Here is a 21,631-nt window from a genome sequence, read left to right as displayed (position 1 = left end):
ACCCGGCACCGGCATGTGGGTGCCGGGTTTCCGATTTGTCCGGTACCCGGTGACCACGCTATATTTCTCTGGTTGCTCGGAGACGAGCGCGGGGCTATGGCGCAGTTGGTAGCGCGCTTCCATGGCATGGAAGAGGTCAGGGGTTCGAATCCCCTTAGCTCCACCCCGCGCACAAGGCTCGAACCCTTGCCAATGGAATCGTTGGCCGGGGTTCGAGCCTTGTCGGCGTTCTGGGTCCAGTTGAGGGCGTTGGCGTTGATCTCGGGGTCGAGCAGCATCTCGAAGGGCCGGTTGTTCTCGACGCGCAGTTCGTCGTCTTCGTCGATGTAGACCTTGGTGAAGAAGGCCTGGTTGCACAGGCGCCGGTTGGCGTCGTCGCACCGGTGGTAGATGTCGGCGCAGTTCTCCAGCAGGTTCAGGGCGTCGTCCAGGTGGGCGCGGGCGTCGACGTACTCGCCGTGGTGGGCGTCGATGCGGCGGTTGATGCTGTCGAGTTCGGCGAGGATGCGGTCTTGTTCTCGTTTGAGCAGGGACAGCGGGATCGCGTCGGCGTAGTGGGCTTGCAGCAGTCGTTCTTGTTCGTGCTGGAGCCGGTCGCGACGGGTGGTGAGGCGGGCGAGTTCGTCGGTCTCGGCGGCCATGAGCTGGTCGAACTCGTGGTGCAGCATCCCGGCGAGGGCTTCGCGGTGGGCGGGGGTGATCTGGATGCGCTGGTAGTAGTCCTCGATCAGTTTCTCCACGTCGGCGATCAGGATCGCCCCGCGGGCGCAGTCGGTGCGCTTGGAGTGCCGGCCGGAGCAGACGAAGTAGCAGTAGACGTTGCCGTGCCGGTTCTTGGCGTTGGACACGATCAGCCGGGACCCGCACAGCCCGCAGTGGATGGTGCCTTTGAGGTAGTGGTCGTGGACCTGGGTGGCCTCGGCGGCTGACTTGTGCGCGGTGAGCACCGCCTGCACCTGGTACCAGACCTCGGCTGGCACGAGCGGTGCGTGGGCGCCCCTGTAGTTCACGCCGCGATAGGTGACGTCGCCCTTGTAGTACGGGTTCGTCAGCAGCCGGTGTACCGAGGACACCGCGAGCGGCTTGGATGGGCGTTTCGGGGTGGGCAGGCTGAGCAGGCCGCGGGAGGTGAGTTCGTCGTGGAGCTGGCTGACGGTCCAGTTCCCCGATGCGTAGGCCTTGAACGCCCACTCGATCAGCGGGGCGCGTTCGGGGTCGAGCTGCACGGTGCGGACCTCGCGGCCGTTGGGGTCGCGTTCGCGGACGTTGAGGTAGCCGATGGGTGCTTTGCCGAGGGTGCCGCCGTTGGTGGCCTTCTGCGTCATGCCTTTGGTGACCTCGGTGGCGAGGTTGCGGGAGTAGAACTCCGCGATGGTGGACATGATCCCGTGCAGCAGCATCCCCGAGGGGGTCTCATCGATGTTCTCGGTCGCGGAGACCAGGAGCACGCCGGCTTGTTGGAGGGCGAGGTGGATGGTCACGTCGTCGGCGCGGTTGCGGGCGAGACGGTCGACCTTGTGCACGATGCAGTAGGCGACCTTGTTGGCCTTGACGTAGCGGATCATCCGCATCAGCTCGGGACGGTCGGCTGTGCGGGCCGACTCCCCGGCGTCGATGAACTCCTCGGTGATCACTGCGCCGAGGGCTTCGGCCTTGCGGCGGTTGGCCTCGCGTTGGGCGGGGATGGAGAAGCCCTCGTCGCGGCCGCCTTTCTCCGCCTGCTCTTTGGTCGAGACCCGCAGATAGGACACCGCGAGGGCGGCACTCTCGGGTGGGTCGATCAGGCTGGACACCGGATCGGTGCGGGCCGACCCGTCCTGGTCGGCGTCGGTGGTGGGCGCGGTGGTCATCGTGGTCCTTCTCTCACGCGGATCGACCCTCGCGTCCCGTGAACCGGTTGGTTCGGAGCGGTGGTGTTGATCGTGAGAGCAGCCCGAGGGCTGTAGTGGCGACCCAGACGGGCCGCGTTGCGTGTTGCCCGCCAATCGGCGGGGTTGAGGACCACAACACCCCACGCGGTGCGCGAGGCTTGTCTGCTCATTCTACCGAAGCGGCCTGACGCTTGTCGGTGGAGGTGGCGGCTGTGTCGCCGGGGCCGGGCCGGTAGGTGTCGGGTGGTTCGGTGGCGCGGTTTTCGGCGCGGGTGCGGCCGGTCTCCTGCAAGGTCAGCCGGATCAGCACTTCGGCGAGCTTGTGTAGGTCGGGCCGGTCTCGGTGCACCGCACGCACGGAGAACGATCGGTCCTCGTAGCGGCGCCGGTCGGTCTTCTTCACATACGCACCCATCAGTCGCGCACCTCCCCGGTTACCGGATCGACGTCCAGATCGGCGTCGAAGTCGGCGCTGGTGTCGAGGTGGGCGTAGAACTCGTCCTCGGCTTCCTGGCGGCGGCGTACCTCGGCCTGTACCCATTCCACGAACTCGGCGTCTCGGTCGGCGATGACGATGTCCTCCACCGGGGTTGCTGCATCCTCGCCGGGCCAGGTGGTCTGGCGGGTGGGTCGGTCGCGGTCCAGGCGGGTGCCGCAGGCGGCGACCCATTCGCGGAGCCGGTTGCGGGTCTCAGCGAAGTCTCGGTGCCAGCCGCTCGGGGCTGACCCGTTCTGTTCGGGGTCGTAGGCGCACAGCCAGTGCAGATGCAAGGCGCTGAGTTCCCACATGAGTTCGGGGTGGTGGTGCCAGAACGGCGGGACCACCGAGGCGGGGAGGCCGTAGGTGTGCCGGAGCCAGTCCACCCACCGGTTCAGCGCGAGCCATTCGGTCTCCAACTCGTGCGCCGTCAGCAGGTTCCAGTTCACCGGATGCGGCGGCTCGGCCACATCCGCCGCGCTCACCCGCGGCGGGCCGTCGAAGACATCCGGCTCATCGTCCACCTCCGGCTCGTCCACGTTGGCGTTGGGGTCGTCTTGATCGCTCATCGTCGCGGCCCCTTCGCTCACAGACTCAGCGACGCCGACTGCGCCGCCGGCGCCGGCCGCTGCGGTGCCTCGAACCCGGCCGCTTCCCGCTCGGCCGCCGGACGGCGCGGGCTACGGTCCACCTCGTAGCGGGTGCGGGCGGTGTCGTGGCCCAGCTTCTTGGCGACGAACTCCTCACCCTCGACGTTCTGCCCGCCCCGCTCGTAGTTGACCTCGCGGGTGTAGCCCTCGGCGATGAAGTTGTCACCCTTGGCGAACCGGGCGTGGGCGTGCTCGGCCGAGCGGCCGAACATCACCATGTGGTGGTAGGTCGTCTCGGTCTGGGTGAACGACCCGTCCTCCTCGCGGCGGAAGTGCTCCTTGCCGATCCGGGCGTAGAACCTCGCGTCGCCCTTCGAGGTCTGAGTGAGTTGCGGGTCCGAGGCGATGAACCCCGACAACGACTCCTGCGTGTGAATAGCCATGACCGTGCCTTCCTGGACATCTGGCGGCCACCGAGTACCGGGCCGCTCGTGTCAGGCAGGTGCACACCCGCGCCCACAGACGGCAGACCAGGTCAGGTGTCCGCAGGGCGGCGCAGCAGCGCCTCAACCTCGCCGCGGTCGTTGCCGAGTTGAGTCGCGTCGGGACGGGTCGGCCAGGCGCGCAGGTCGGTCACGATCGGCGGCGCGGAGCGCAGCAGGGTGACGCCGGTCCCGAAAGGCAAGGTGCGGATACGGTCCGGCGGCAGGATCGGCACCCGCCTGATGGAGCGCTGGTTCGATCTGGTGCCGTGATCGCCCAGGGTCACCGAATCGGTGTACTCGTCGCGTTCGCCGATCAGGGAGGACAGGTCTTGGAGGTCGCGGGAGTTGGAGGCGCCGCCGAGGATGATCTTGACGATGCTCGCGTCCCAGATGGCACCGGCGGCGTTGTCGCCCCACTTCTCTCTGGCCTGCGCCAAGGACTGGAGCACGGGGAGGCAGGTGATGCCGGTGCCGCCGCCCTCGGCCATCAGCGTCGGCAGCGACGGCAACGGTGAGAGGTTGCCGATCTCGTCCAGGGCCAGCAGCAGCGGCGGGTCGAGCCGGGCACCAGGTGAGCGGGCGGCGAGGCGGCGGGCGGCTTCCACGAGGTCTTCCACGAACGCGGCTACCAGGGCCGCGGACGCGCCGGCCCCGGCACCGGTCGCGAGCAGATACAGCGTGCCTCGTTGGGTGAGGAAGGCTTCGGGGTCGAAATGCTCGCCGTCGCGCGGGGTCACCGCGTCGAGGACGCGGGGGTCGGCGAGGGCGGAGAGGGCGAGGGAGACGCCTTGCCAGATGGAGTCGCGGGTCTTGGGGTCGGAGTCGATCATCGCCCCGAGGGAGTCGGCCCAGCCTGTCGCTGCGTTCGGGTGGTTGGTGAGGACGGCGACGGCTTCGGCGGCGATGGATGGGTCCAGGGTCCACCGGAACAGCTCAGCCGGTGGCCGCCCGTCGAGGGCGGCGGCGTGCAGCAGCGCTTGCAGCGCGGTGCGGGTCTTGCCTTCCCAGAACCCGCCCGACTCCACACCACCGCTGCTGAGTCCGGTGGCGGAGGCGAGGCCGGTGGCGCGGATCATCGCCGTCAGCGGGTCCTCGCAGCCGCGGACCGGGGACCACCGCAGTCCGGCGGGGACGCCTTCGGCGAGATGCTGGGGATCGAACACTCCCACCGGCCGCCCGTCCCGCTGTCGGGCGCGGAGGGTGGCGGTGAGGTTGTCTGGCCGCGTCGAGGTGGTGACCACGGCACCCGGCGCGTCCAAGATGGCGTTGATGACCACATGCAGGCCCTTGCCGGAGCGGGGCGGCCCGAGCAGCAGGATCGAGTCTTCGACCGATGCCCAGACCTGTTTGCCGCGGCTGGTGCCAAGCAGGTAGCCCACATCGGAGGCCGCGGGCTGCTCCACCGAGGGTCGGAGTGTGCCGGCGCGGCGCAGCAGCGCCTTGCTGGAGGCGGTCTGGCTGACCTCGTGGCCGGTGGCGGTGCCGGCGAGGCGGCGGGGGTCGGTCTCGGTCTTGCGGGTGTGGCGGCGCAGCCGCACCCACACCCACCCGCCACCGACGCACAGCCCCGCGAGCAGGAGGGCTGTGACGATCCAGTAGACGACCGGGTTCAGCCCGGCGGCGTCGAGCACGGCAGCGGGGTCGGCGGGGTCGAACAGCACCCCGAGCCCCGACGCCGGCCCTGCGGCGGGTTGGGTGCTGCCGGTGAGGAACGCGGCCACGCTGCCGGCGGCGCGCAGGATGAGCGCGCCACCGAACATGCCGACCAGGCCGATGAGGGCGGCGTTGGTCAGCTCGTCCCCGAACGAGCCGGTCTGCCGCCCCTGTGGGCTGCTCACGACACCCGCCTGACCACGGTGGTGCCGGAGACGCGCCCATACAGCACCACCTCGTGCGGGCTCTCGGCCAGGGAGTCGAGCTGGCGTTGGTCGAGCAGTGCGCGCGCCGCCCCGGTGCCGGCAGCGGCGGTGTGGGAGACGATCACGGCGACGGCGATGTCCTCGCCCGGCACGAACCCGTCCCCGGTGACCTCGACCAGCACCGGCTGCTTCTGGCGGGCGCGGCGGCCACGGCGCGTCGGTGCCGCAGTGCTGTCCGGTTCGGGCTCGGGAGCGGGGCGTCGGCGGGTGTGGATGAGGTCGGTGAACACGGTCCCGTCGACTTCGCGGACTTCGATCCGCACCGCGATGGTGCGGTCCTGGGTCACGGTGTCGAGCAGGACACCGAGGTCTCCGCGCGTCCACTCGCCCTGCCCGGTGGGTGGTGGGACCTCGGTGCCGTCGAGGATGGCGCTCAGGGTGCCGGGCTCGTGGACGGTGACCACTAGGTGCGGCAGTACCACCGGCGCCTGATCCGAGGTGCCGCCCGCAGCCTCGGGCCGCGATCCCCCGGTCCTGCCGGTGGCCTTGCGGCTCGTGTCCTGGTCGTTCCGACTATGCCTGTTCTGCCGGTGTGGGTGCTCGCTGCTCATGCCAGGCAGGTGCGCGCACCGGCCCCATGCCGGCGCCACGGCGCCTTCAGCGTTCGGCTACGTCTCCATGCGTTGCCGAGTGTCGAACAGGTCCAGTTCGACGGGATGGAGTTGGTGCTGCGAGATGAAGCTTCTGGACTTGATCTTCCACAACCCTTGGCCGACGCTGAGGGTGGGGAGGAGCTTCTGTTCGGTCCCGGTCAGCCCGAGGGCCTTCGCGGTGGGGCCGAGTTGGTCGGACTCTTGCCGGTAGACGATCCGGGTTTCCGCGTTCGCCAACAAAGAGTTGGCGAGGGATCGCATGGCTGAGCCCTGATCGCCCACGTTGTCGAGGTCGGTGAGCTTGTGGAAGATCAGCATGTTCGCGATCCCGTAATGGCGGGCGAGCCTCCAGTGCGCGTCCATGCGCCTGAGCAGCGCGGGGTGGGACATGAGCCGCCAGGCTTCGTCGTAGATCACCCACCGTTGCCCGCCGGCCGGGTCCAGCAGCGCGGACTCCATCCACGCCGACGAACACGTCATCAACACGCTGATGAGCGTGGAGTTCTCGGTGACCCGGGACAGGTCGAGGCTGATCATCGGCAGCGACGGGTCGAAGGCGACGGTGCTCGGGCCGTCGAAGAGCCCGCCGAGGTCTCCGGCGACGAGGCGGCGTAGGGCGTGGCCGACGAGCCGGCCGTCCTCGGCCAGGCGCCCGCCATCGTGGTCGTCGTGGGTGGGGTTGAGGATGTGGTCGACCACGGTGGGCAGGATCGGCACGTCGTTCTCCCGCACCGCCTGGGTCAGGGCGAGGTCGATCGCGGTGTGCTCCAACGGCGTCAACCCCCGTGCGAGCACGGTCTCGGCGAGGGCGCCGATCAGGTCACGACGCCGAGAGGCGACCGTGGAGGTCCATTGCTCATCCGAGAGACCGGAGGGCCGGTGGCCTTCATCGAGCGGGTTCAGTCTCGTATTCAGACCATGGCCAAGGACGATCGCCCGTCCGCCGACCGCTTCGGCGACGGCGGTGTGCTCGCCCTTCGGGTCACCGGGCATGTAGACGCGGCGCCCGAACGGCAGGGACCGGGTGTAGAGGGACTTGGCGAGGGAGGACTTGCCGGAGCCGACGATCCCGGCCAGGACGATGTTGGGTGCCGTGATGATCCCGCGGGCATACAGCACCCACGGGTCGTAGACGAAGCTGCCGCCGGAGTAGAGGTCTTGTCCCACGAACACCCCATCGGAGCCGAGGCCGCCTTCGGCGACGAACGGATACGCCCCGGCCAACGTCGCGCTGGTGTCCTGGTGCCGGGGTAGCCGGAACCGGCCCGGTGACCGGAGCGCGGCCGGGCCGGGCTCGCCGGCCGCCGGCAGATAGGTCGTCGCGCGCCGCTCGACCTTCTCGGCTTCGGCTCTCGCTCGCGCCGCCTGCTTCTCGGCCTGGCGTTGTTCGGCTTGGAGGCGGGCGGCGGCCTGTCGGCGTTGCTTGCGCAGCCGACGGCGCTCGGCGGCGGGAGCGACCAGGACGGAGGTGTGCAGCCGCTCGGGCTCACTCTCGGTCATAGCGAGAGTCCTCGGGACTGCTTCACCGCGGCGACGCCGGGATGCGCGAACCAGGACGGATCAGGTGCCCTGCGCGACCGCTCGGACGCCGCCCGCTGCTTCGGCGCCGGCGATGGCGCCGGCTCGGAGGTGGGGCCGCCGAGCCCGTCGACCGCCTCGCGCGCTGACACCACACCGGCGTCGCCGAGCGCGTCGGCTGGCGGGGCGTGGTGCTCGCGCAGGAGGCTGACGTGTCCGGCGAACGGGTTATAGGTCAAGGCGTAGCCATCCTCGCCGGTGACCACCCGATCCAGCGCCCCGGTCGGAGGCTCGTCGTAGACGTAGCCGTTCTCCAGCGCCGCCTGAGTGGTCTCCTCCCCGTAGTCCCAGCCCTTCAGGTGCTCGATGCCCGCGGCGGTGCCGTCCCGGTCGATTAGGTCCAGCACTTCGTCGGCTTCCTCGCCTTGGAGGAACACCACGCTGATCCACTGCCGCTCGGGCCTGGACACCTCGGCCGGAGCCGTCCGTTCGGTGGGTTCGACCAGCTCGGTGAGTTCGGTGAGGGCGTCGGTGTTGGTGCGGGCTCCCTCGGCCACCCATTCCGGGAATAGCCCCGCGTGCTCGGTAGTGCTGTCGGGGTGGTCGAGGGCGTACTGACGGGCTTCACCGGCGGCGCCGAGGAAGGTCGCGAGGTCGCGGATCGCGTGGTCGGGGTCGACGGGCTGGCCGATGCCGGTGAACAGGTCCCGGCCCTCCAGCTCCTGCCCGGTGGTGGTGTCGGTGATCCGGTAGGCGTAGCGCTGATGCTCGCCCACCGGGGTGTCCGGCCAGACCGTCAGCCGCAGCGTCCCAGCGGTAACCGTCGTGGGCACGGGGGCGTCATGATCGAGGCCGGTCTGTGGGGGTGCGGGGTGCCAGGCGATGCGACCCGAGTGGGAGAACGCGGCGTTGAGGTGGTCGTGGGCCTGGTCGAGTAGGGTGCCGGCCTGGTGCAGCTCGTCCGCGGCGGCGAGGGCTGAGCGGTCCCCGGCGAGGTGGTCGCCGTCGTCGTGGTGCGCGCTGTCCCGGTGGGCGAGGTGGGTGGCGGCGAGCTGGTCGAGCACCTGCCTCAGCGATCGCATGGCAGCGGTGAGGTCGCCGAACACGGTGTAGGTGTCGGCCGGGTCATCGAACACGCGACTGGCGTGGGCGAGACCGCGCATCGCCTCAGATGCCTCGGCGGGATCGGCGAGCGGGTCGTGGAACGTGGGCATGACGGCCTCCCTGGCAACGTGGGCGAGAACCCCCGGTGATTCGGGGGCCACCGGTCAGGTGCACCCGCCCACCCACGCACGGGCCGGGGTCAGATACGGCGGCAGAGCGGGAGCGCGGCGGCGGTGAACGCGGCGGCCTGCTGCCCGACCAGGAGGCGGGTCTCGCAGGAAGCTTGGATGGCGGCCTGTGCGATCGCCGCCACCCCGGCGTCGAGTTCTTCGACGGTGGGGGCGGAGACGGAGATGAGGCCGGTATAGCGGAGCACGCCGTGGCCGGCGGTCAGGTCGGCCTCCTGTTGGAGAACGTCGTGGTATTCCGCGGTCTGGGCGGCGTCCTCGATCTGCCCGATCTTGGCCCGCTGAGCCTGATCGGAGATGTGCTCGACCTTCTTCTTCCGGATGTCGCGGGCCGCGGCGTCGGAGCGCATCGGCGTGCACAGCAACGAGAAGCTGCGCTGGATGCCCGTCGAGAGCAGGACCGGAGAGAGGAAGCCGGGATAGACCAGCGAGCGGGGCCACTCGGAGACCCACAGCACCGCGTGGTGCGCCGAGTCGGTGCGGATGCGACCCCAGGACTCGTTGACCGCCACCGGGCCGGCGGTCGCCAAGTCCTGGCCGAGCTGCCCGTGGCGCTCCAGGGTGGCGGCGATCGCCGGGTCATACGCGCTGCGCAGGATCACCGCGATCTGCCCCGGACTGAGCCAGCCGGACGGTGACAGGTCGGCCGAGCGCAACGCCGCGACCAGGGTGTTCATCTCCTGCCGCAGGACCGCGGCCGCACCACGCAGGCCGCCGCCGGCGGTCCTGATCTGCCGCGCGCTCGCGTTCATGTCCAACGCCAGCGACAGCGTGGTCGCGTGCCGTTCGCCGGCGGGACCGGCCCGCTCGATCAGCTCGGCGTATGTCTGGGCGGCCCAGGAGTCGTCGGCCGTGCCGTGGCTGGCCCACCATTCGGCGAGCCCGGTGCCGGAGTCCGGCAAGGTGCGTTCCAGCACCTGCAAGGTCGCGATGCGCCCGGAGCGGCACACGGTGGCCAGGACACGACCCCACGAGGTCACCCGCCGTTCCTGCTCGCCCGGATCGAGGAGCACGAACGCGGGATGCGTCACCTCGCACACGACGGTCAGCGTGCTGGCGGTGGGGTCGTGGATCATCCCGGCGTTCGTTTCGGGGTCGGTGTACTCCCGCAGCCTGGCCTGGTCGCCGGGCAGCGCAAGTGTGCCCACCGGCCGCGGTTTCACGATCCGGCGTCGGTAGAGGAGCTGTCCGCCGGTAGTGCGCCAGAGCCACCAGCACGCGACCGGCAACCACTCGACCGCCGGCCGCCCCGCGATGGGTATCCACGTCAAGCAGGCGGCGATGACCCAGATGGGCGCGGTGTAGGCGAGCAGGATGCCGCCCCCGGCGTACAGGGCACCGACGATGGACAGGATGCCGATGGCGAGGGTGATGAGCTGCGCCAGCGACAGCCCCAGCAGCACGCCACGGCGGGTGAGACGGGAGAACTTCACCGGCACCAGCTCGCCCGACGACCCCGTGGGCTCGTTCTGCTTCGCAGGCATGGCAGCTCACTGCTTTCCGGTCGGCTTCGGCGACGGCGGCGGGGGCTGCCTCGGCGGACGCGACTCCGCCTGCGACGATCCGGACGACCCGCCTGTGGGCGTCTTGGGAGCCGGCGTCGAGGGCGGTGGTGCCTGCGCGGGCGGCGGGGTGCTGCCGGTCTGGCCCGCGGCATCGGCGGCGCTCTCACCTTGGTTGCCGAGGGCCTTGCCGGCCTTCGGTCCGGCGGTGGCGGCGTCCTTGGCGACCTTCGCGGCCACCACCGCGGCCGCCGCCGGACCAGCCGCCGCCGCACCAGCGCCAGCCCCAGCGCCCGCCCCGCCACCCGCGCCGGCTCCTGACGAGCTGCCGCCGGCGGTCTTGCCGCCTGCGCCAGCGGTGCCGCTGGAGGACGCTGGTGCAGCGTTCTTCGGCTCCGGTGGCTTCTTCCCACCACCCCCGCCACCTCCAGGACCACCGCCGTCGTCGTTGCCTTCGAGGACCTTGTTCGGCTCCGCGCCGCCCTGCGGCTTCGAGGGGGTGGGGACGGGGCGGTTGAGGGCGTTCTTGGCGTCTTGTTCGGAGCCGATGGCGTGGTACATGTCGAACCCGACGAACGCGATGAACTTGTAGGTCAGATAGGGCGCGAACGCGGCCATCGCCATCAGCACGATCCCCGCGATGGGATCACTGATCGAGGCCAGGTCTCCATCGATCGGGGCACTGACTTGGGTGATCGCGACCAGGAACATCACGACCAGCACGAGCTTGGACACGATCAGCGCGATCACGAACATCGCCCACTTGCTGATCCACCCCCGCGAGGCGTCCCACGACGCACCGGAGAACGCCAGCGGCGCGAACACGATCGCCACCAACAGCAACGCCTTCCGCACCAGCAACGACAGCCACACGATCGCGGCGGCGGCGATAGCGAGACCGGCGAGGAAGATCGTGATGATCGCCCCGACACCGGGGGCGGCGATGTTGATCCCGACCAGGCCGGCAGCGAGCAGGGCGATCTTGTCACCCATGCTCTCGGTGGTCTCCCCGGCGGCCTGGATGATCCCGACGCAGAGCTGGTCCACGATCTCCAGCAGCAGGGCGGTGAGGGTGATGACCACGAAGCTGCCGAGCACCGATTTCGCCAACCCCAACGCGGCTCGGGAGAGCGCGGTGGGGTCACGTCGGATGAGTCCGGTGATGAGCTGGAGGCAGAAGAAGATCAGCATCACGAACACGGCGATGCCGAACAGGATGTTGTAGACGCTCACGTACTCCGGGCTGGTGACGTCCACGAGGGTGGTGGTGTCGAAGACCGTCCAGACGGCCTCGAACAGCCAGCCGGCGGCGGCGCCCATCGCTTGGGCGAGCCAATCGAACGGCGCCGCCACCAGCGACGCGGCGCCCTCGCCGACCGCGTCGCAGACGGAAGAGATGACAGGGACGTCGCAGACACCCATCACAGAACCTGCTTCCTAGCTCGATGGATAGGTGTTCAGACCTGCTGGCCGACGTTCCAGAAGAAGTTGATGAGCGTCACGCTCGCGCCGCAGATCACCGCGGCGCCGCAGGAGACGAGGACGCCGACCTTGCCCCTACCGGCGAGGTGGGGGTTGGAGGAGTTGGCGCCGAAGCCCCACACGATCGCGCTGACGATGAGAGCGAGGACGGAGAGGATGAGGCCGACGGTCATGATGGCGCCAACGATGGTGCGCAACTGCGCGATACCGGGCAGGCCGTCGCTGTTGGGGTCGATGTCGATATCCATCGGCAGCACGAGCGGTGCGGTGAGAAGGGTGGCGGCAAGGTCGAACACGATGGGCTCCTGACAGATGCGGACCCGCCGGCGAGGGCGGGGAACACGGACGGGTTCACGTGTCAGGTGCGCCCACACATCCACTCGCCGAGTCCCACCGCTCAGAGGCCCGCAACAGACGGATGCCGCCCCGCCCGGCAAGGGCCGAGACGGCATCAGTGGTGGTGATGGAGTGACGTCAGAGCTGGTCGCCGAGGGCGAGCAGCCAGTTCATCCACGCCACTCCGCCGCCGGCCAGCACGGCGGCGCCGAGGGCGACGAGGACGCCGGTGCGGCCCTTGCCGGCCATCGCATGGTTGCCGTTCGCGGCGGCGATGGCCCACACGATCGCGGACACGATCAGCATCAGCACCGCGACGATCAGCACGAACGTGAGCAGCGCACCGATCACGGCCCGGAGGTCGCCGATGCCGCCGAGCCCGTCGAAGTCCGGGAACACGTTCATGCCGCATCACCACGGGCGCGCCCTTCGCGGGCGCAGCGGGCAGACGTGATGCTGGTGGTGTCCGATGATCGAACTGCCGGAATAGCCCTCATACCGGGAGGTGCGACCCGCGGGCCCAGCCGCTCCGGGACCACCCGCCGGGTCCTGCGGAACGACGCCTGACCAGGGCACTCGCGCGGATCGCCAGCACCGCCTCAGCGGCCGCTGTGACCGGGACGGTGGCCGATCCGGCGCTTACATCTGATGCATGATTCGTGCATCAGATGTAAGCGAAAATCACGGATTCTGAGACACGGTGACGTGCAGGTGGTCGTAGTGTCCGCCGGTCACGTCGCCGGGGTCGTGCATCCCGCCGCCGTCGTAGGGACGCCACCCTTCGCTGTCGCGGGCGAGCGACCAGATGCGGCCGTCCCAGATCAGGTACTCCACGCCCAGGGCTTCGGCGTGCGTCTTCATCCAGTTGGTGACGTCCCAGCCGAGTTCACGCTGTGCCGGGGTGGGGTGGGAGCCGATGGCGTTGCCGAAGGTGCCGTCGCAGGCGCGGCCGAGGGGGTGCTCGGAGACGGTGCCGGGGCGCGGTGAGTAGCAGGCCCAGCTCGTGTCGGGGAACGCGGCGATGGTCTGGGTGTACAGGTGCAGCATCCGGGCGGTGATCTGCCCGCCTGTGGTGGGGTCGTCGACCATCTGGTTCGGGTCGCCCTCGAACGGCTCCGGCGCCCCACCAGGCGCACCTCCGTTCTCGGGCTCACAGTCCTGGCCCGGCGTGCCGGTCTCGGGTTCGCGCAGGTCGGCCGCGTCATGGGAGTTGAGCCAGGCGGCGGGGTCGGTGTGCTCCCCATCAGTGCCGCCGATGCGGACCTCGAAATGCAAGTGCGGACCCGTGGAGTTGCCGGAGGAGCCGATGTCGCCGATGTGCTGCCCGGCGGTCATGGTGTCGCCGGCTTGGACGTGGATGCCGTGCTCCCACATGTGCGCATACGCCGTCGCGACCGTCTGGCCGCCGATGGTGTGCTCGATGACGATGAGCCCGCCGTATCCGCCGGAGAACTCCGCCACCGTGACGGTGCCATCGGCTGCCGCGAGCAGCGGGGTGCCGTCCGGGGCGGCGAAGTCGGTGCCGGTGTGGAAGGAGTCCTCCCCGGTGATCGGATGCACTCGCGGCCCGTACTCGGAGGTGAGCACCCAGGTGCCCTCCGGGACGGGGAACACCACCCGTGCCGACTCCGGCCCGCCGGTCTGCGCGACCGGAACAACCGCGCCGTCACCAGTGCCGTTCGGCGTGGTGGTGAGGGTGGTGAGGATGGTCTCGGCGACCGGCTCGTAGTTCCGGTACCGGTCCGGGTAGGCGGACACTTCGACGGCTTGGGCGGCCTCGCCCTTGTCCATCTCCTCCCAGCCGGGGATGTCCAGCAGCCCCCTGGGGCTCGGGTGGTTGGGTCCGGTGGGGCCGCCGAAGAACGCCTGCGCCTGGTAGACGGGGTCCATCAGCTCGGCGACGGTGCCCCACCCTGACTGCGGCCGCATCTGGAACAGGCCCAGGCTGTCGTTGTCTGAGCCGTCGCCGTCGTTGGAGTAGTTCGCGCTCTCGGGGTAGGCGGAGGTGTTGGAGAGCATCCGCAGGGTGGACTCGGTGAGCGCGGCCATCAACGCGATGACGAGGCCGTCGCGACTTACGCCGTCGATGCCGGAGCCGGTCTCGATGATCGTGGCGGCGTGGGTGAGCTGTTGCCGGTTCAGGGTGAAGGTCTCACCGTTGGCGGTGGTGACCTCCAGCTCGTCGGGGACTTCCCCGACCGTGACTCCGCTCCCGTTGACGGTGCAGGTGGCGGTGGCGGTCGCGGCGGGGTTCATCAGCACCCCGACCGAGAGCAACGCCAGGGCGGGTCCGAAGAACAGTAGGACGAGCGCGGCGACGGCGACCTTCTTCAACACGACGGCCCCCTGGTTCTCAACGCAGTGGGTTGTCGAGCTGGGACAGACGCAGCAGGTGGCAGGTGTCGTACGTGGGGCCGCAGACGATGAACACGGTGAACGCCACCGCATGCTCGGAGGTCACCTGCTCGTCGTTCCAGGTCCCGGTGCGGTGGCGGGTGCCCTCGATCGTGTAGGCGTTGGTGCCTTCGGCGAGCTGTCCGGGTTGGGCCTGTTCCACTGCCGTGTCCCACGCCTCGGGGACGAAGGCGTTCTGGATCGTGAGGTGCTGGGTGGTGGCGTACTGGCGCAGCTCCAGCCAGGCCTCCCGCGAGGGGAGGTAGGCGGCGACGTCGGAGGCGAGTCCGGCCTGCTCCGCACCCGAAGGGTCGCCCACGGCGAGGACCACTGCGCTGTAGTCCAAGGGCATCAACCCCGAGGCGGTGTCCCAGGCGAACAACGCCTCGGCGACGTTGCGGGCGAAGGTCTCCGGGTCATCCGACGCCTCCACGGTCGGTAGCCGCGGTGTCCAGGTCGGCGTCGGCTCACCAGGAGTGGTGACCACCGGACCCGATGGTGTGTCGCCGTCGTGGTCGTGGTCGTGGTCGCGATCGCTCGTGGGCGGTCCGGTCAGGAGGCCGTAGACGCCCACCCCGGCCAGCACCACGATCACCACGAGAGCAGCGATGAGTGCGATGATCCGGTGACGGGAACGAGTATCAGACGAGGCCAAGGGGTTCTTCATACCCGAGAGGTGCACTCGCGCCACCCGGAGGACCGGGCAGGCGGACGGGATGGTCAGAGGGCGCGCAGGTGCCCTCTGACCGAGGGCGCGTCGTCGGCCGGTTCGCGGTCGCGGGCGGCGCGCAGCTCCTCGGCGAACCCGCTTGTGCCCTCGGCCGTGTCCAGGAAGCCCGCGATCTGCTCCTCGCTCAGCTCGGCGGCGAGCTGAGCGACGTCGTAGTGGGTCCACCACTCGGTCAGCTCGCCCCAGGTGTGGATGAACGCCCGCACCGGATACCGCACCGGCTCACCATCCCCGCCGATCAGCGGCACCGGACGCGGTACCGGCGTCTTGCCCTTCTGCTTCTTGGCGGCAGTGGCGCGGGCGACGGCCTCGTCGGCCATCTGGTGCAGGTCGGCCTCCCTCACGTCCTGCGCGATGGTCGCGGCGTCGCGGACGGCTTGGAAGATCGGGTGCACTGGGGCGCCGGCCTCGATCTGCTCCAACCCCGCAGTGGCTTGCGCGCGCAGGGGTTCGGGTTGGGCGGGGTCGGCGGCGATGCGTTCGAGGTAGCCGATCCGCTCGAAGGTCTTGTACGAGGCGCCGCCGCCGATCATGGCGGCGGCCTGCTCGCGGGTCTTACCGAACTGCTTGTCTGACCCGGTTGACGGTGGTGGACATTGTCCACCACCGTCGCTTCCGGGCTGATGGTCGCTGGTGAAGCGGGTCGCGGCCTGCCGGCGGGCGGCGTCCTGGGCCATCTCCTGTTTCAGCTCCCGGTACAGGGCGGCGGCTTCGAGCTGAGTCAGCGGCTTGTGCAGCATGTTGTCGTCCTGCTCGCCCAGCAACTGCCCGAGACGATCCGACAAGCCGCTCCTCACCCACACGTTGACGGTGCGCCAACCGAGCTGCTTGATCGCCGCCAACCGCCGTGCCCCGCACACCAGCACTCCGTCGATGGTGACCGTCAGCGGTTGCAGCAGGCCCTCGCGTGCGATGGAGGCGGCCAGGGCGTCGATGTCGCCCAGGTCGGCCCGGTGCCGTGTCCCGACGATGATGGAGTCCACCACCCGGTCGAGCTGGACTCCGCCGGCCTGCACCTCACTCACACCCCATCACCCCCGCCACGATCACGGTCGCGCTTCCGGTCGCGATGGGCTGGGGCGGCCAGAGACAGGGCCAGCACCAGGTCGTCGTCGCGTAGCAGCACCGGCAGCGTCTCGCCGATCAGCAGCCGCAGCAGCACGCCCTTCCCGGCGTTCGTGGCGGCGTAGGCGGGGTGGGGGTTGCCGAGCAGTGCCCGCAGCAGCACGGTCCAGGATCGGCCGGGCAGGTCCAGTAGGACGCGGGCGTGCCGGTCCCGCCGCAGCCCCTCGTACGCCGACTGCCGGGTGCCGGCCCGCATCAGCGCCCCGCACACGTGCTCGACCGAGGCCCGCGCGGTCTCCGGCGCCCAGCCCAGCAGGCACAGCAAGGCGATGGCGTCCTCGGCCGCCGATCCCGCGGACATGCACGCCCGATCCGACCCGCCGCCGGAACCGCCGTTGTCGTCCGCATCGGTGCGGGCGTCGGTCTCGGTGTCCGCCGAGGTGGGGTCGGTGACGTGGAAGGCCGGGTGATAGTCGGTCAGCGGGTTGTCCCGGTCGCCGAACCGCTCGGGGTCGTGGAACGCGGACACGTGCGGGCGGCGGGCTTGGTGGACCGAGCAGAGCAGTCCTTGGGCGCGTTCCTCGAAGATGCAGGTGATCCGCACCCCGTGGGTGACCATCGCCCACGGATCGTCCGCGCGCCTGGTAGAGGCGTACTGCATCGCATCGAACGCCGCCGTCGCGGCCTCCCACGGATCGAGGCCGTGCTTGCGCGCCAAAGGGGTGTACTTCTGCGCCACGTAGGCCATCAGCTCCCGCGCCACGGGGTCGGACGCCCATGCGCCCTCGCCCGCCTCGTACAGCCGGTCCAGCAGGGCACGCAGGCCCTCACCCGTGGTGAAGTCCTCCACCGGCTCACCGCCGTGGTCGTGATGTGTCGTGGTGGTCATGGCCGGTCACCTGGTCATCCCGACACCCGAGCGCACCGGCCCCTCGGGAGTAGCACCGCTGCGGCCGAACGCGGACAGCGGCGGCAACCGCCGCGCCCGGTCGGCGAGGTCGTGCATCCGGTTCGCGATCGGGGCGCGGGCGCGGCGGCCCAGCTCGGCCTCGAAGTCGATACCCCGCCCCGACAGCGTCGCCCCGTGCCGGGCGATCAGGTCCGTGGGCCGCACCCACTCCACACCCCGCGCCCGCCTCTGATGCGCGGGCGCGCTGTCCTGGTCCTCGCGGGCCACCGTCGCGGCTTCCACCGCATCCGGCGTGCCCGTCCTCTCGACCGGTGCCGGTCGCTCGTCCACTGGCTCGGGGATCGCCCGTCGCCGCTCGTGCTGTTCGTGTTGTTCGTGTGGGTTCCCGTTCATCGGGTCTCCTCCTCACCATCGCTTCTGTCAGGAAGGTGCGCAGCCGTGAACCAGCGCCCGACCGTGGACGGATGCACACCGAGTTCGCGGGCGATGCGCTTGTTCGACCAGCCCTCATCCCGCAGCTCAGCCGCCCGGTCCCTGCGCTCCGGTGCCGGTGCGGACGTAGACGTGTCGGGCACGTTCCTGCCCGCCCTATGAGCTGGCTCGCCCGCGGTGTGCGGTGCGGTCAGCTCCCGCGGCTGTGACGGCGGCGGTGCGTCGAGGACCGAACGGTTCGACGCCGCGAGGCCGACTGCTTCATCGGGGCCGCCCGTGCCGGGTGTGGGGTGGGTGCTCATCGCTGCCGGTGTCCCGCCCGAGACCGCGGGGCCGCCGGTGCCGGGTGTGGGGCGGGTGAGGATGACGGTCAAGTGGGTGATCGCCAGCAGCACCACCGGCGGTACCGCCGCCACCGACGCGGCGAGCACGCCGGGCACGTCGGCGTCGGCGGCGACCACGGCGTGGATCGCATTCGCTGTCACCGACACCGCGGCGCCGCCGATCAGCAGCACCCACGGATACCACGCCGACCGTTGACCTGCGAGGGCGACGACCGCGACGGTCGCGACGACGATGATGCCGTCCACGATCAGCGGCCACGCCCACGCCTGACCCGCACCCACACCCGACCGCGCCGCGAGGTCGGCCAGCGCGGTGAAGGACAGCCAGAACGCGCCGGCGGCGATGAACACCGTCCCCGACACCGCCGTCACCACCGCCCACCGGCGCCCCGCGGTCCTGCCCGCGACCGTGCTGCTCGTGATCGGGGTGGTCATCACAGCCCCCGCACCCTCGACGGCCCCGGAGTCGGATTGACATCGCGGCTGAACCAACCGTCCGCGGCCAGCGGCGAGGAACCCCGCACCCGCGACGACCCATCGCGTGCGCCACGTCGGGCGGGTGCGGGGTGGACGGTGCGGTAGGCGGAGCGGACCGTGGTGGCGACTTCGCGGTCTCCGAGCCCGGCGTGACCGGCGGCCGCGGTCAGCACATCGAGCGCATCCGACGCCGGGAGCCCGTTCTCCGCGAGTCGGCACGCCGCCCAGAACAGGCCGCGGTTCCGCTCACCCTCGCCACGGGCCGCCACCCACGCCGCCAGCCGAGACACATCGACGTCCCGATCCACACCGCCAGAAGCAGCACGGCTCGGTGTCGGGCGGGGGTCGAGGAAATCCCGCAAACCCTGCGCATCCAGAGTCCGCGTAGGGCCGGTGTTGACCTGCTCGACCTGGTACCCGCTTGTGGTGCCCTCGATCGAGCGGAGCGAGGGCGGGACGATGATGTAGCCGCCGTCGCCACGGAAGTCGATCCCCGCGCGGGCCGCCTGCCACGACCGTTGCTCCTGGCCGGGCGTGGCCGGGTAATAGGCGTGTATCCCGCCGGTGGGCGTGCGCACCAGCAGCTCCCAACCCTTCACCAGCCCGGCGCGGGCGGCGCGGTCAAAGCTGGCGCGGCCATCGACCGGACCGTGGACATCGACATCCACCACGACTGCGCCCGCGGCGGCGCCGGTGGGCACGCCGATGTTCGCGCCCGGCGACTGCCGCCACCACGCCTCGATCTGATCCAGGTTGGTGGTGGCGTCGTGGAAGCCATGCCCGGTCGCCGGCCGCTTCCCATACGGGGCGCACGGGAACACCGGCACTCCGGCACGGGCGAACTCGCGCGCGGCCGCCGACAGCGGCCATGCCCCGTTCATCCGCAACAGCACTGAGGAGACGGCGCCGTGCTCGACCATCACAGCCCCCGCCCCTCGAACGCCGGCACCGGGCAGGGTCGCGCACCTGGTTCAGGCAACGACGCCACCCGCCGCGGAGCAGTCGGCTCGGCTGCCGGTCGCGCATGTGCGGGTGTCTCGCGGTGGGTCGCGTCCCGCTCCAGACTCGGTGGAGTGCCGTCACCGACCTGCGCGGTGTCGAGCTGGTCCAGGATCGCCAGGGCGGTCTTGCGGACCCGCTCACCGGTGGCCTTGACGACCTCGACCGGCTCTTTGCCGTCGACGCGGGCTGCCCAGGTGGAGACGTACGGGATCGTGTACCCGGACGTGTCCATCCCGTGGGCGGCGCCGATCATCAGCGCGACGGATTCGGCTTCGACTTCTCCGATGCCGCGGTGCTGACGGGCCTCGTCGGCGTCGGGGCCGTGCAGGAGGACGTGGCCGAGTTCGTGGGCGAGGGTCTTGACCTGCGCGGCGGGGTCCATGTTCTCCCGCACCGCGACGGTGTTCGCGGTGTAGTCGGTCATCCCGTTCGCGCCGTGGATCATCCCCTCGTGCGGCACCCGCAGCACCGAGAACCCGGTCGCCTCTACCTGCGCCGCCAGGCCGTCCCACAACCCGACGGGCGCCTGGCCTTCCAGCAGCCGCGGTGCCGGGGGTTCGGGGATCGGGTCACCGGTGGTCTGGCTCGCGTCCCACACATACGCCGGCCGGACGCCGACCATCTTGGAGCGCACCACCTCACCGGCACGCGGCTTCTCACCCTTCCCGAGACGGCGCCAGGACTCCGCATCCGCCGGGTTGGCAGAGGCGAACCTGCCGGTCACCGGTGCCAGAATCTGGTAGCCGGGCTGGCCCTTCTCCACCTGCCGTCCGAGGGCCTGCCACTGCTTGTAGCCGGCCACATACGACGGGAACGGCTCCGGCACCCGGCCCTGCGCATAGGCACCCTGATGCTGCACCCAGATCAGCAGCGTGTTGTTGAAGCTCCTCGACCGGAACCGCGCCGCGAACGCCAACGCCCGCGCCCAATCCGGCCCCGACACGAGCTGTTCCACGGCGCCGGTCAGGCGCTCGTGCAGCTCATCGAGCTTCGCCTCGCGTGCTTCGCGAGCTTCCTGCCTCGTCGCCATCTGCTCTGGCCTCCTCCCGGCATCGACCACGCGCTCCGGTCGGGAGCGGCGGGTGCACCAACGAGGTGCGCCAGGAGATCCAGCAGGTATGTCGAGACGGTCAGCGAACTACGAGGTCGGTAGGTTGGCCGTCAGGAGAACTCGTGGTGCGCCTGACGTAGGACATACCGGCCTACCGGGAATCTCCAGCCCGGTGGGGTTCGGTGCCGGGATGCTCCCGATATCCCGCTCGTGATGCTCAGATCGGGAGCGGCGTTCAGGTCGCGCGAAAGGTCAGTTGCCGATACCGGGTAGGCGTGAGCCCGACGTACTTGCGGAACTGCTGGGCGGCGTGTCCGCGGCTGCGCCAACCGACCCGCCGCATCGCAGCCTCGATCGGCAGATCGGTCTCCCGCAACGACTTGGCAAGGTGCTCGGCGCGCAGCATGGTCAGATACGCCAACGGCGTCTTGCCGTAGGCATCGGTGAACACCCGGCTGAGCTGCGACGGCGACAGATGCACCCTCGCGGCCAGGGCGTCGAGGGTCCACTGTTCCGCGGGCGCGTTGCGCAGTAGCTCGGCGGCCTGGCGAGCTTCCGCTCGCAACGGCGCGAACTGACGATGCCGCGGCAGCGTGGGCCGGATATGCGCACGCTGCGACGCCGATATCCGCACCGGGGAGACCTTGACGAACGGGGCGATCACGTGGGCGATGCTGAACCACACCGCCTGCATCCGGTAGAAGTTCCGGGCGAAGCCGCCGTCGATGCTCCGCTCGACCAGCTCATCCAGCCACGGCATCAGCATCCCCGCGCGATCCTCACCCAGGCGGAGTATCTGCGCGGGCTCTGAGTAGACCGTCTCGGCGAGTCCCTGGGCTTCGAGCCGGTCCTGCAACAGCCCGGCGTGCTGCCAGAACACCTGATCGATCACATAGTCGGTGTCCAGGTAGATGGTGGTGACCGTGATATGCCCATCGGGCTCCGAGCCACACAACACGTTCGCCCCGAGAATCACCGCGTCGCCCACGTTGACGGGCTTCTGCCCGAACTCGCTGAACAACACCGCCGAACCGGAACGGACGAAGATCAGCTTCACGCAGTCGTGGGACTGTCCGACGAACGGTGTAAGTGGCGGTTTCCATGTCAGCGGTCCTCGGCGGCTGGCATGCGGTCTGCGAAGGTGATGGCGAAGGCGTTCA

The 21,631-nt window shown here is 70.1% G+C and carries 20 protein-coding genes, 1 tRNA gene and 1 pseudogene; 1 reads left to right on the top strand and 21 read right to left on the bottom strand.

What is annotated here, in order from left to right; translation table 11 throughout:
- Positions 1–90: 90 nt before the first annotated feature.
- Positions 91–163 (top strand) — tRNA-Ala (locus C8D81_RS14735).
- A gap of 610 nt (positions 164–773) precedes the next feature.
- Here the strand turns inward: C8D81_RS14735 and C8D81_RS14730 are convergent.
- The 21 genes and pseudogenes from C8D81_RS14730 to C8D81_RS14625 form a co-directional block, all read right to left on the bottom strand.
- Positions 774–1,850, bottom strand: a pseudogene (locus C8D81_RS14730) (recombinase family protein); the annotation flags it as partial.
- A 187-nt stretch (positions 1,851–2,037) separates the two neighbouring features.
- Positions 2,038–2,274, bottom strand: a complete 237-nt coding sequence (locus C8D81_RS14725; RefSeq protein ID WP_229237972.1) for a hypothetical protein — start codon at positions 2,272–2,274, stop codon at positions 2,038–2,040.
- An 11-nt stretch (positions 2,275–2,285) separates the two neighbouring features.
- On the bottom strand, positions 2,286–2,918 hold the full coding sequence (locus C8D81_RS14720; RefSeq protein WP_133626334.1) for a hypothetical protein: 633 nt from the start codon (positions 2,916–2,918) through the stop codon (positions 2,286–2,288).
- Between the two features lie 17 nt (positions 2,919–2,935).
- Positions 2,936–3,382 carry a single-stranded DNA-binding protein gene (locus tag C8D81_RS14715; protein WP_133626333.1) on the bottom strand — a complete coding sequence of 149 codons (447 nt, stop codon included), beginning with the start codon at positions 3,380–3,382 and terminating at the stop codon, positions 2,936–2,938.
- A 92-nt stretch (positions 3,383–3,474) separates the two neighbouring features.
- The gene (locus C8D81_RS14710) at positions 3,475–5,262 is read right to left on the bottom strand and encodes a type IV secretory system conjugative DNA transfer family protein (RefSeq protein ID WP_133626332.1); all 1,788 of its coding nucleotides are present in this window, start codon (positions 5,260–5,262) and stop codon (positions 3,475–3,477) included.
- Positions 5,259–5,894 carry a hypothetical protein gene (locus C8D81_RS14705; RefSeq protein ID WP_229237971.1) on the bottom strand — a complete coding sequence of 212 codons (636 nt, stop codon included), beginning with the start codon at positions 5,892–5,894 and terminating at the stop codon, positions 5,259–5,261. The genes C8D81_RS14710 and C8D81_RS14705 overlap by 4 nt, the downstream gene beginning before the upstream one ends.
- 57 nt (positions 5,895–5,951) lie before the next feature.
- On the bottom strand, positions 5,952–7,436 hold the full coding sequence (locus C8D81_RS14700; protein WP_133626331.1) for an ATP-binding protein: 1,485 nt from the start codon (positions 7,434–7,436) through the stop codon (positions 5,952–5,954).
- Positions 7,433–8,668, bottom strand: a complete 1,236-nt coding sequence (locus tag C8D81_RS21320) for a hypothetical protein (protein ID WP_208109315.1) — start codon at positions 8,666–8,668, stop codon at positions 7,433–7,435. Before C8D81_RS21320 ends, C8D81_RS14700 begins: the two co-directional genes overlap by 4 nt.
- Before the next feature lie 89 nt (positions 8,669–8,757).
- Positions 8,758–10,230, bottom strand: coding sequence for an SCO6880 family protein (locus C8D81_RS14685; protein WP_133626330.1), 1,473 nt, complete (start codon positions 10,228–10,230; stop codon positions 8,758–8,760).
- A gap of 6 nt (positions 10,231–10,236) precedes the next feature.
- Positions 10,237–11,670, bottom strand: a complete 1,434-nt coding sequence (locus C8D81_RS14680) for a conjugal transfer protein TrbL (RefSeq protein ID WP_133626329.1) — start codon at positions 11,668–11,670, stop codon at positions 10,237–10,239.
- A 35-nt stretch (positions 11,671–11,705) separates the two neighbouring features.
- Positions 11,706–11,978 carry a DUF6112 family protein gene (locus C8D81_RS14675; protein ID WP_208109339.1) on the bottom strand — a complete coding sequence of 91 codons (273 nt, stop codon included), beginning with the start codon at positions 11,976–11,978 and terminating at the stop codon, positions 11,706–11,708.
- A gap of 226 nt (positions 11,979–12,204) precedes the next feature.
- Positions 12,205–12,471: a DUF6112 family protein gene (locus C8D81_RS14670; protein WP_133626327.1), complete on the bottom strand. Its 267-nt coding sequence runs from the start codon at positions 12,469–12,471 to the stop codon at positions 12,205–12,207.
- 276 nt (positions 12,472–12,747) lie between these two features.
- On the bottom strand, positions 12,748–14,403 hold the full coding sequence (locus C8D81_RS14665; protein ID WP_133626326.1) for a M23 family metallopeptidase: 1,656 nt from the start codon (positions 14,401–14,403) through the stop codon (positions 12,748–12,750).
- A 16-nt stretch (positions 14,404–14,419) separates the two neighbouring features.
- Complete coding sequence (locus C8D81_RS14660) at positions 14,420–15,058, bottom strand: hypothetical protein (RefSeq protein WP_229237970.1); 639 nt, start codon at positions 15,056–15,058, stop codon at positions 14,420–14,422.
- Positions 15,059–15,180: 122 nt separating this feature from the next.
- Entirely contained in the window at positions 15,181–16,215 is a 1,035-nt protein-coding gene (locus C8D81_RS14655) for a ParB N-terminal domain-containing protein (protein ID WP_133626324.1), read from the bottom strand.
- Complete coding sequence (locus C8D81_RS14650) at positions 16,212–17,144, bottom strand: hypothetical protein (RefSeq protein ID WP_133626323.1); 933 nt, start codon at positions 17,142–17,144, stop codon at positions 16,212–16,214. Before C8D81_RS14650 ends, C8D81_RS14655 begins: the two co-directional genes overlap by 4 nt.
- A gap of 6 nt (positions 17,145–17,150) precedes the next feature.
- The gene (locus C8D81_RS14645) at positions 17,151–17,558 is read right to left on the bottom strand and encodes a hypothetical protein (RefSeq protein WP_133626322.1); all 408 of its coding nucleotides are present in this window, start codon (positions 17,556–17,558) and stop codon (positions 17,151–17,153) included.
- Positions 17,555–18,376 (bottom strand): DUF2637 domain-containing protein, encoded by an 822-nt coding sequence (locus tag C8D81_RS14640; protein ID WP_208109314.1) that lies wholly within the window; start codon positions 18,374–18,376, stop codon positions 17,555–17,557. Before C8D81_RS14640 ends, C8D81_RS14645 begins: the two co-directional genes overlap by 4 nt.
- Positions 18,376–19,338 (bottom strand): bifunctional DNA primase/polymerase, encoded by a 963-nt coding sequence (locus C8D81_RS14635; protein WP_133626321.1) that lies wholly within the window; start codon positions 19,336–19,338, stop codon positions 18,376–18,378. The genes C8D81_RS14640 and C8D81_RS14635 overlap by 1 nt, the downstream gene beginning before the upstream one ends.
- The gene (locus C8D81_RS14630) at positions 19,338–20,450 is read right to left on the bottom strand and encodes an ArdC-like ssDNA-binding domain-containing protein (protein WP_133626320.1); all 1,113 of its coding nucleotides are present in this window, start codon (positions 20,448–20,450) and stop codon (positions 19,338–19,340) included. Before C8D81_RS14630 ends, C8D81_RS14635 begins: the two co-directional genes overlap by 1 nt.
- Before the next feature lie 256 nt (positions 20,451–20,706).
- Positions 20,707–21,528, bottom strand: a complete 822-nt coding sequence (locus C8D81_RS14625) for an AraC family transcriptional regulator (protein WP_229237969.1) — start codon at positions 21,526–21,528, stop codon at positions 20,707–20,709.
- Between the last annotated feature and the right edge of the window lie 103 nt (positions 21,529–21,631).

Origin of the sequence: Enemella evansiae (genome assembly GCF_004362375.1) — a bacterium.
GTDB classification, from domain to species: domain Bacteria; phylum Actinomycetota; class Actinomycetes; order Propionibacteriales; family Propionibacteriaceae; genus Enemella; species Enemella evansiae.
This window is presented reverse-complemented; position numbering and strand designations above follow the sequence as displayed.

Excerpts from the sequence above, each read along its gene's own strand:
- C8D81_RS14715 (WP_133626333.1), bottom strand. The coding sequence starts at position 3,382 with ATGGCTATTCACACGCAGGAGTCGTTGTCGGGGTTCATCGCCTCGGAC.
- C8D81_RS14670 (WP_133626327.1), bottom strand. The coding sequence starts at position 12,471 with ATGAACGTGTTCCCGGACTTCGACGGGCTCGGCGGCATCGGCGACCTC.
- C8D81_RS14650 (WP_133626323.1), bottom strand. The coding sequence starts at position 17,144 with ATGACCACCACGACACATCACGACCACGGCGGTGAGCCGGTGGAGGAC.
- C8D81_RS14720 (WP_133626334.1), bottom strand. The coding sequence starts at position 2,918 with ATGAGCGATCAAGACGACCCCAACGCCAACGTGGACGAGCCGGAGGTG.
- C8D81_RS14685 (WP_133626330.1), bottom strand. The coding sequence starts at position 10,230 with ATGCCTGCGAAGCAGAACGAGCCCACGGGGTCGTCGGGCGAGCTGGTG.
- C8D81_RS14705 (WP_229237971.1), bottom strand. The coding sequence starts at position 5,894 with ATGAGCAGCGAGCACCCACACCGGCAGAACAGGCATAGTCGGAACGAC.
- C8D81_RS21320 (WP_208109315.1), bottom strand. The coding sequence starts at position 8,668 with ATGCCCACGTTCCACGACCCGCTCGCCGATCCCGCCGAGGCATCTGAG.
- C8D81_RS14640 (WP_208109314.1), bottom strand. The coding sequence starts at position 18,376 with ATGACCACCCCGATCACGAGCAGCACGGTCGCGGGCAGGACCGCGGGG.
- C8D81_RS14645 (WP_133626322.1), bottom strand. The coding sequence starts at position 17,558 with ATGAACGGGAACCCACACGAACAACACGAACAGCACGAGCGGCGACGG.
- C8D81_RS14635 (WP_133626321.1), bottom strand. The coding sequence starts at position 19,338 with ATGGTCGAGCACGGCGCCGTCTCCTCAGTGCTGTTGCGGATGAACGGG.
- C8D81_RS14675 (WP_208109339.1), bottom strand. The coding sequence starts at position 11,978 with ATGGATATCGACATCGACCCCAACAGCGACGGCCTGCCCGGTATCGCG.
- C8D81_RS14680 (WP_133626329.1), bottom strand. The coding sequence starts at position 11,670 with ATGGGTGTCTGCGACGTCCCTGTCATCTCTTCCGTCTGCGACGCGGTC.
- C8D81_RS14630 (WP_133626320.1), bottom strand. The coding sequence starts at position 20,450 with ATGGCGACGAGGCAGGAAGCTCGCGAAGCACGCGAGGCGAAGCTCGAT.
- C8D81_RS14700 (WP_133626331.1), bottom strand. The coding sequence starts at position 7,436 with ATGACCGAGAGTGAGCCCGAGCGGCTGCACACCTCCGTCCTGGTCGCT.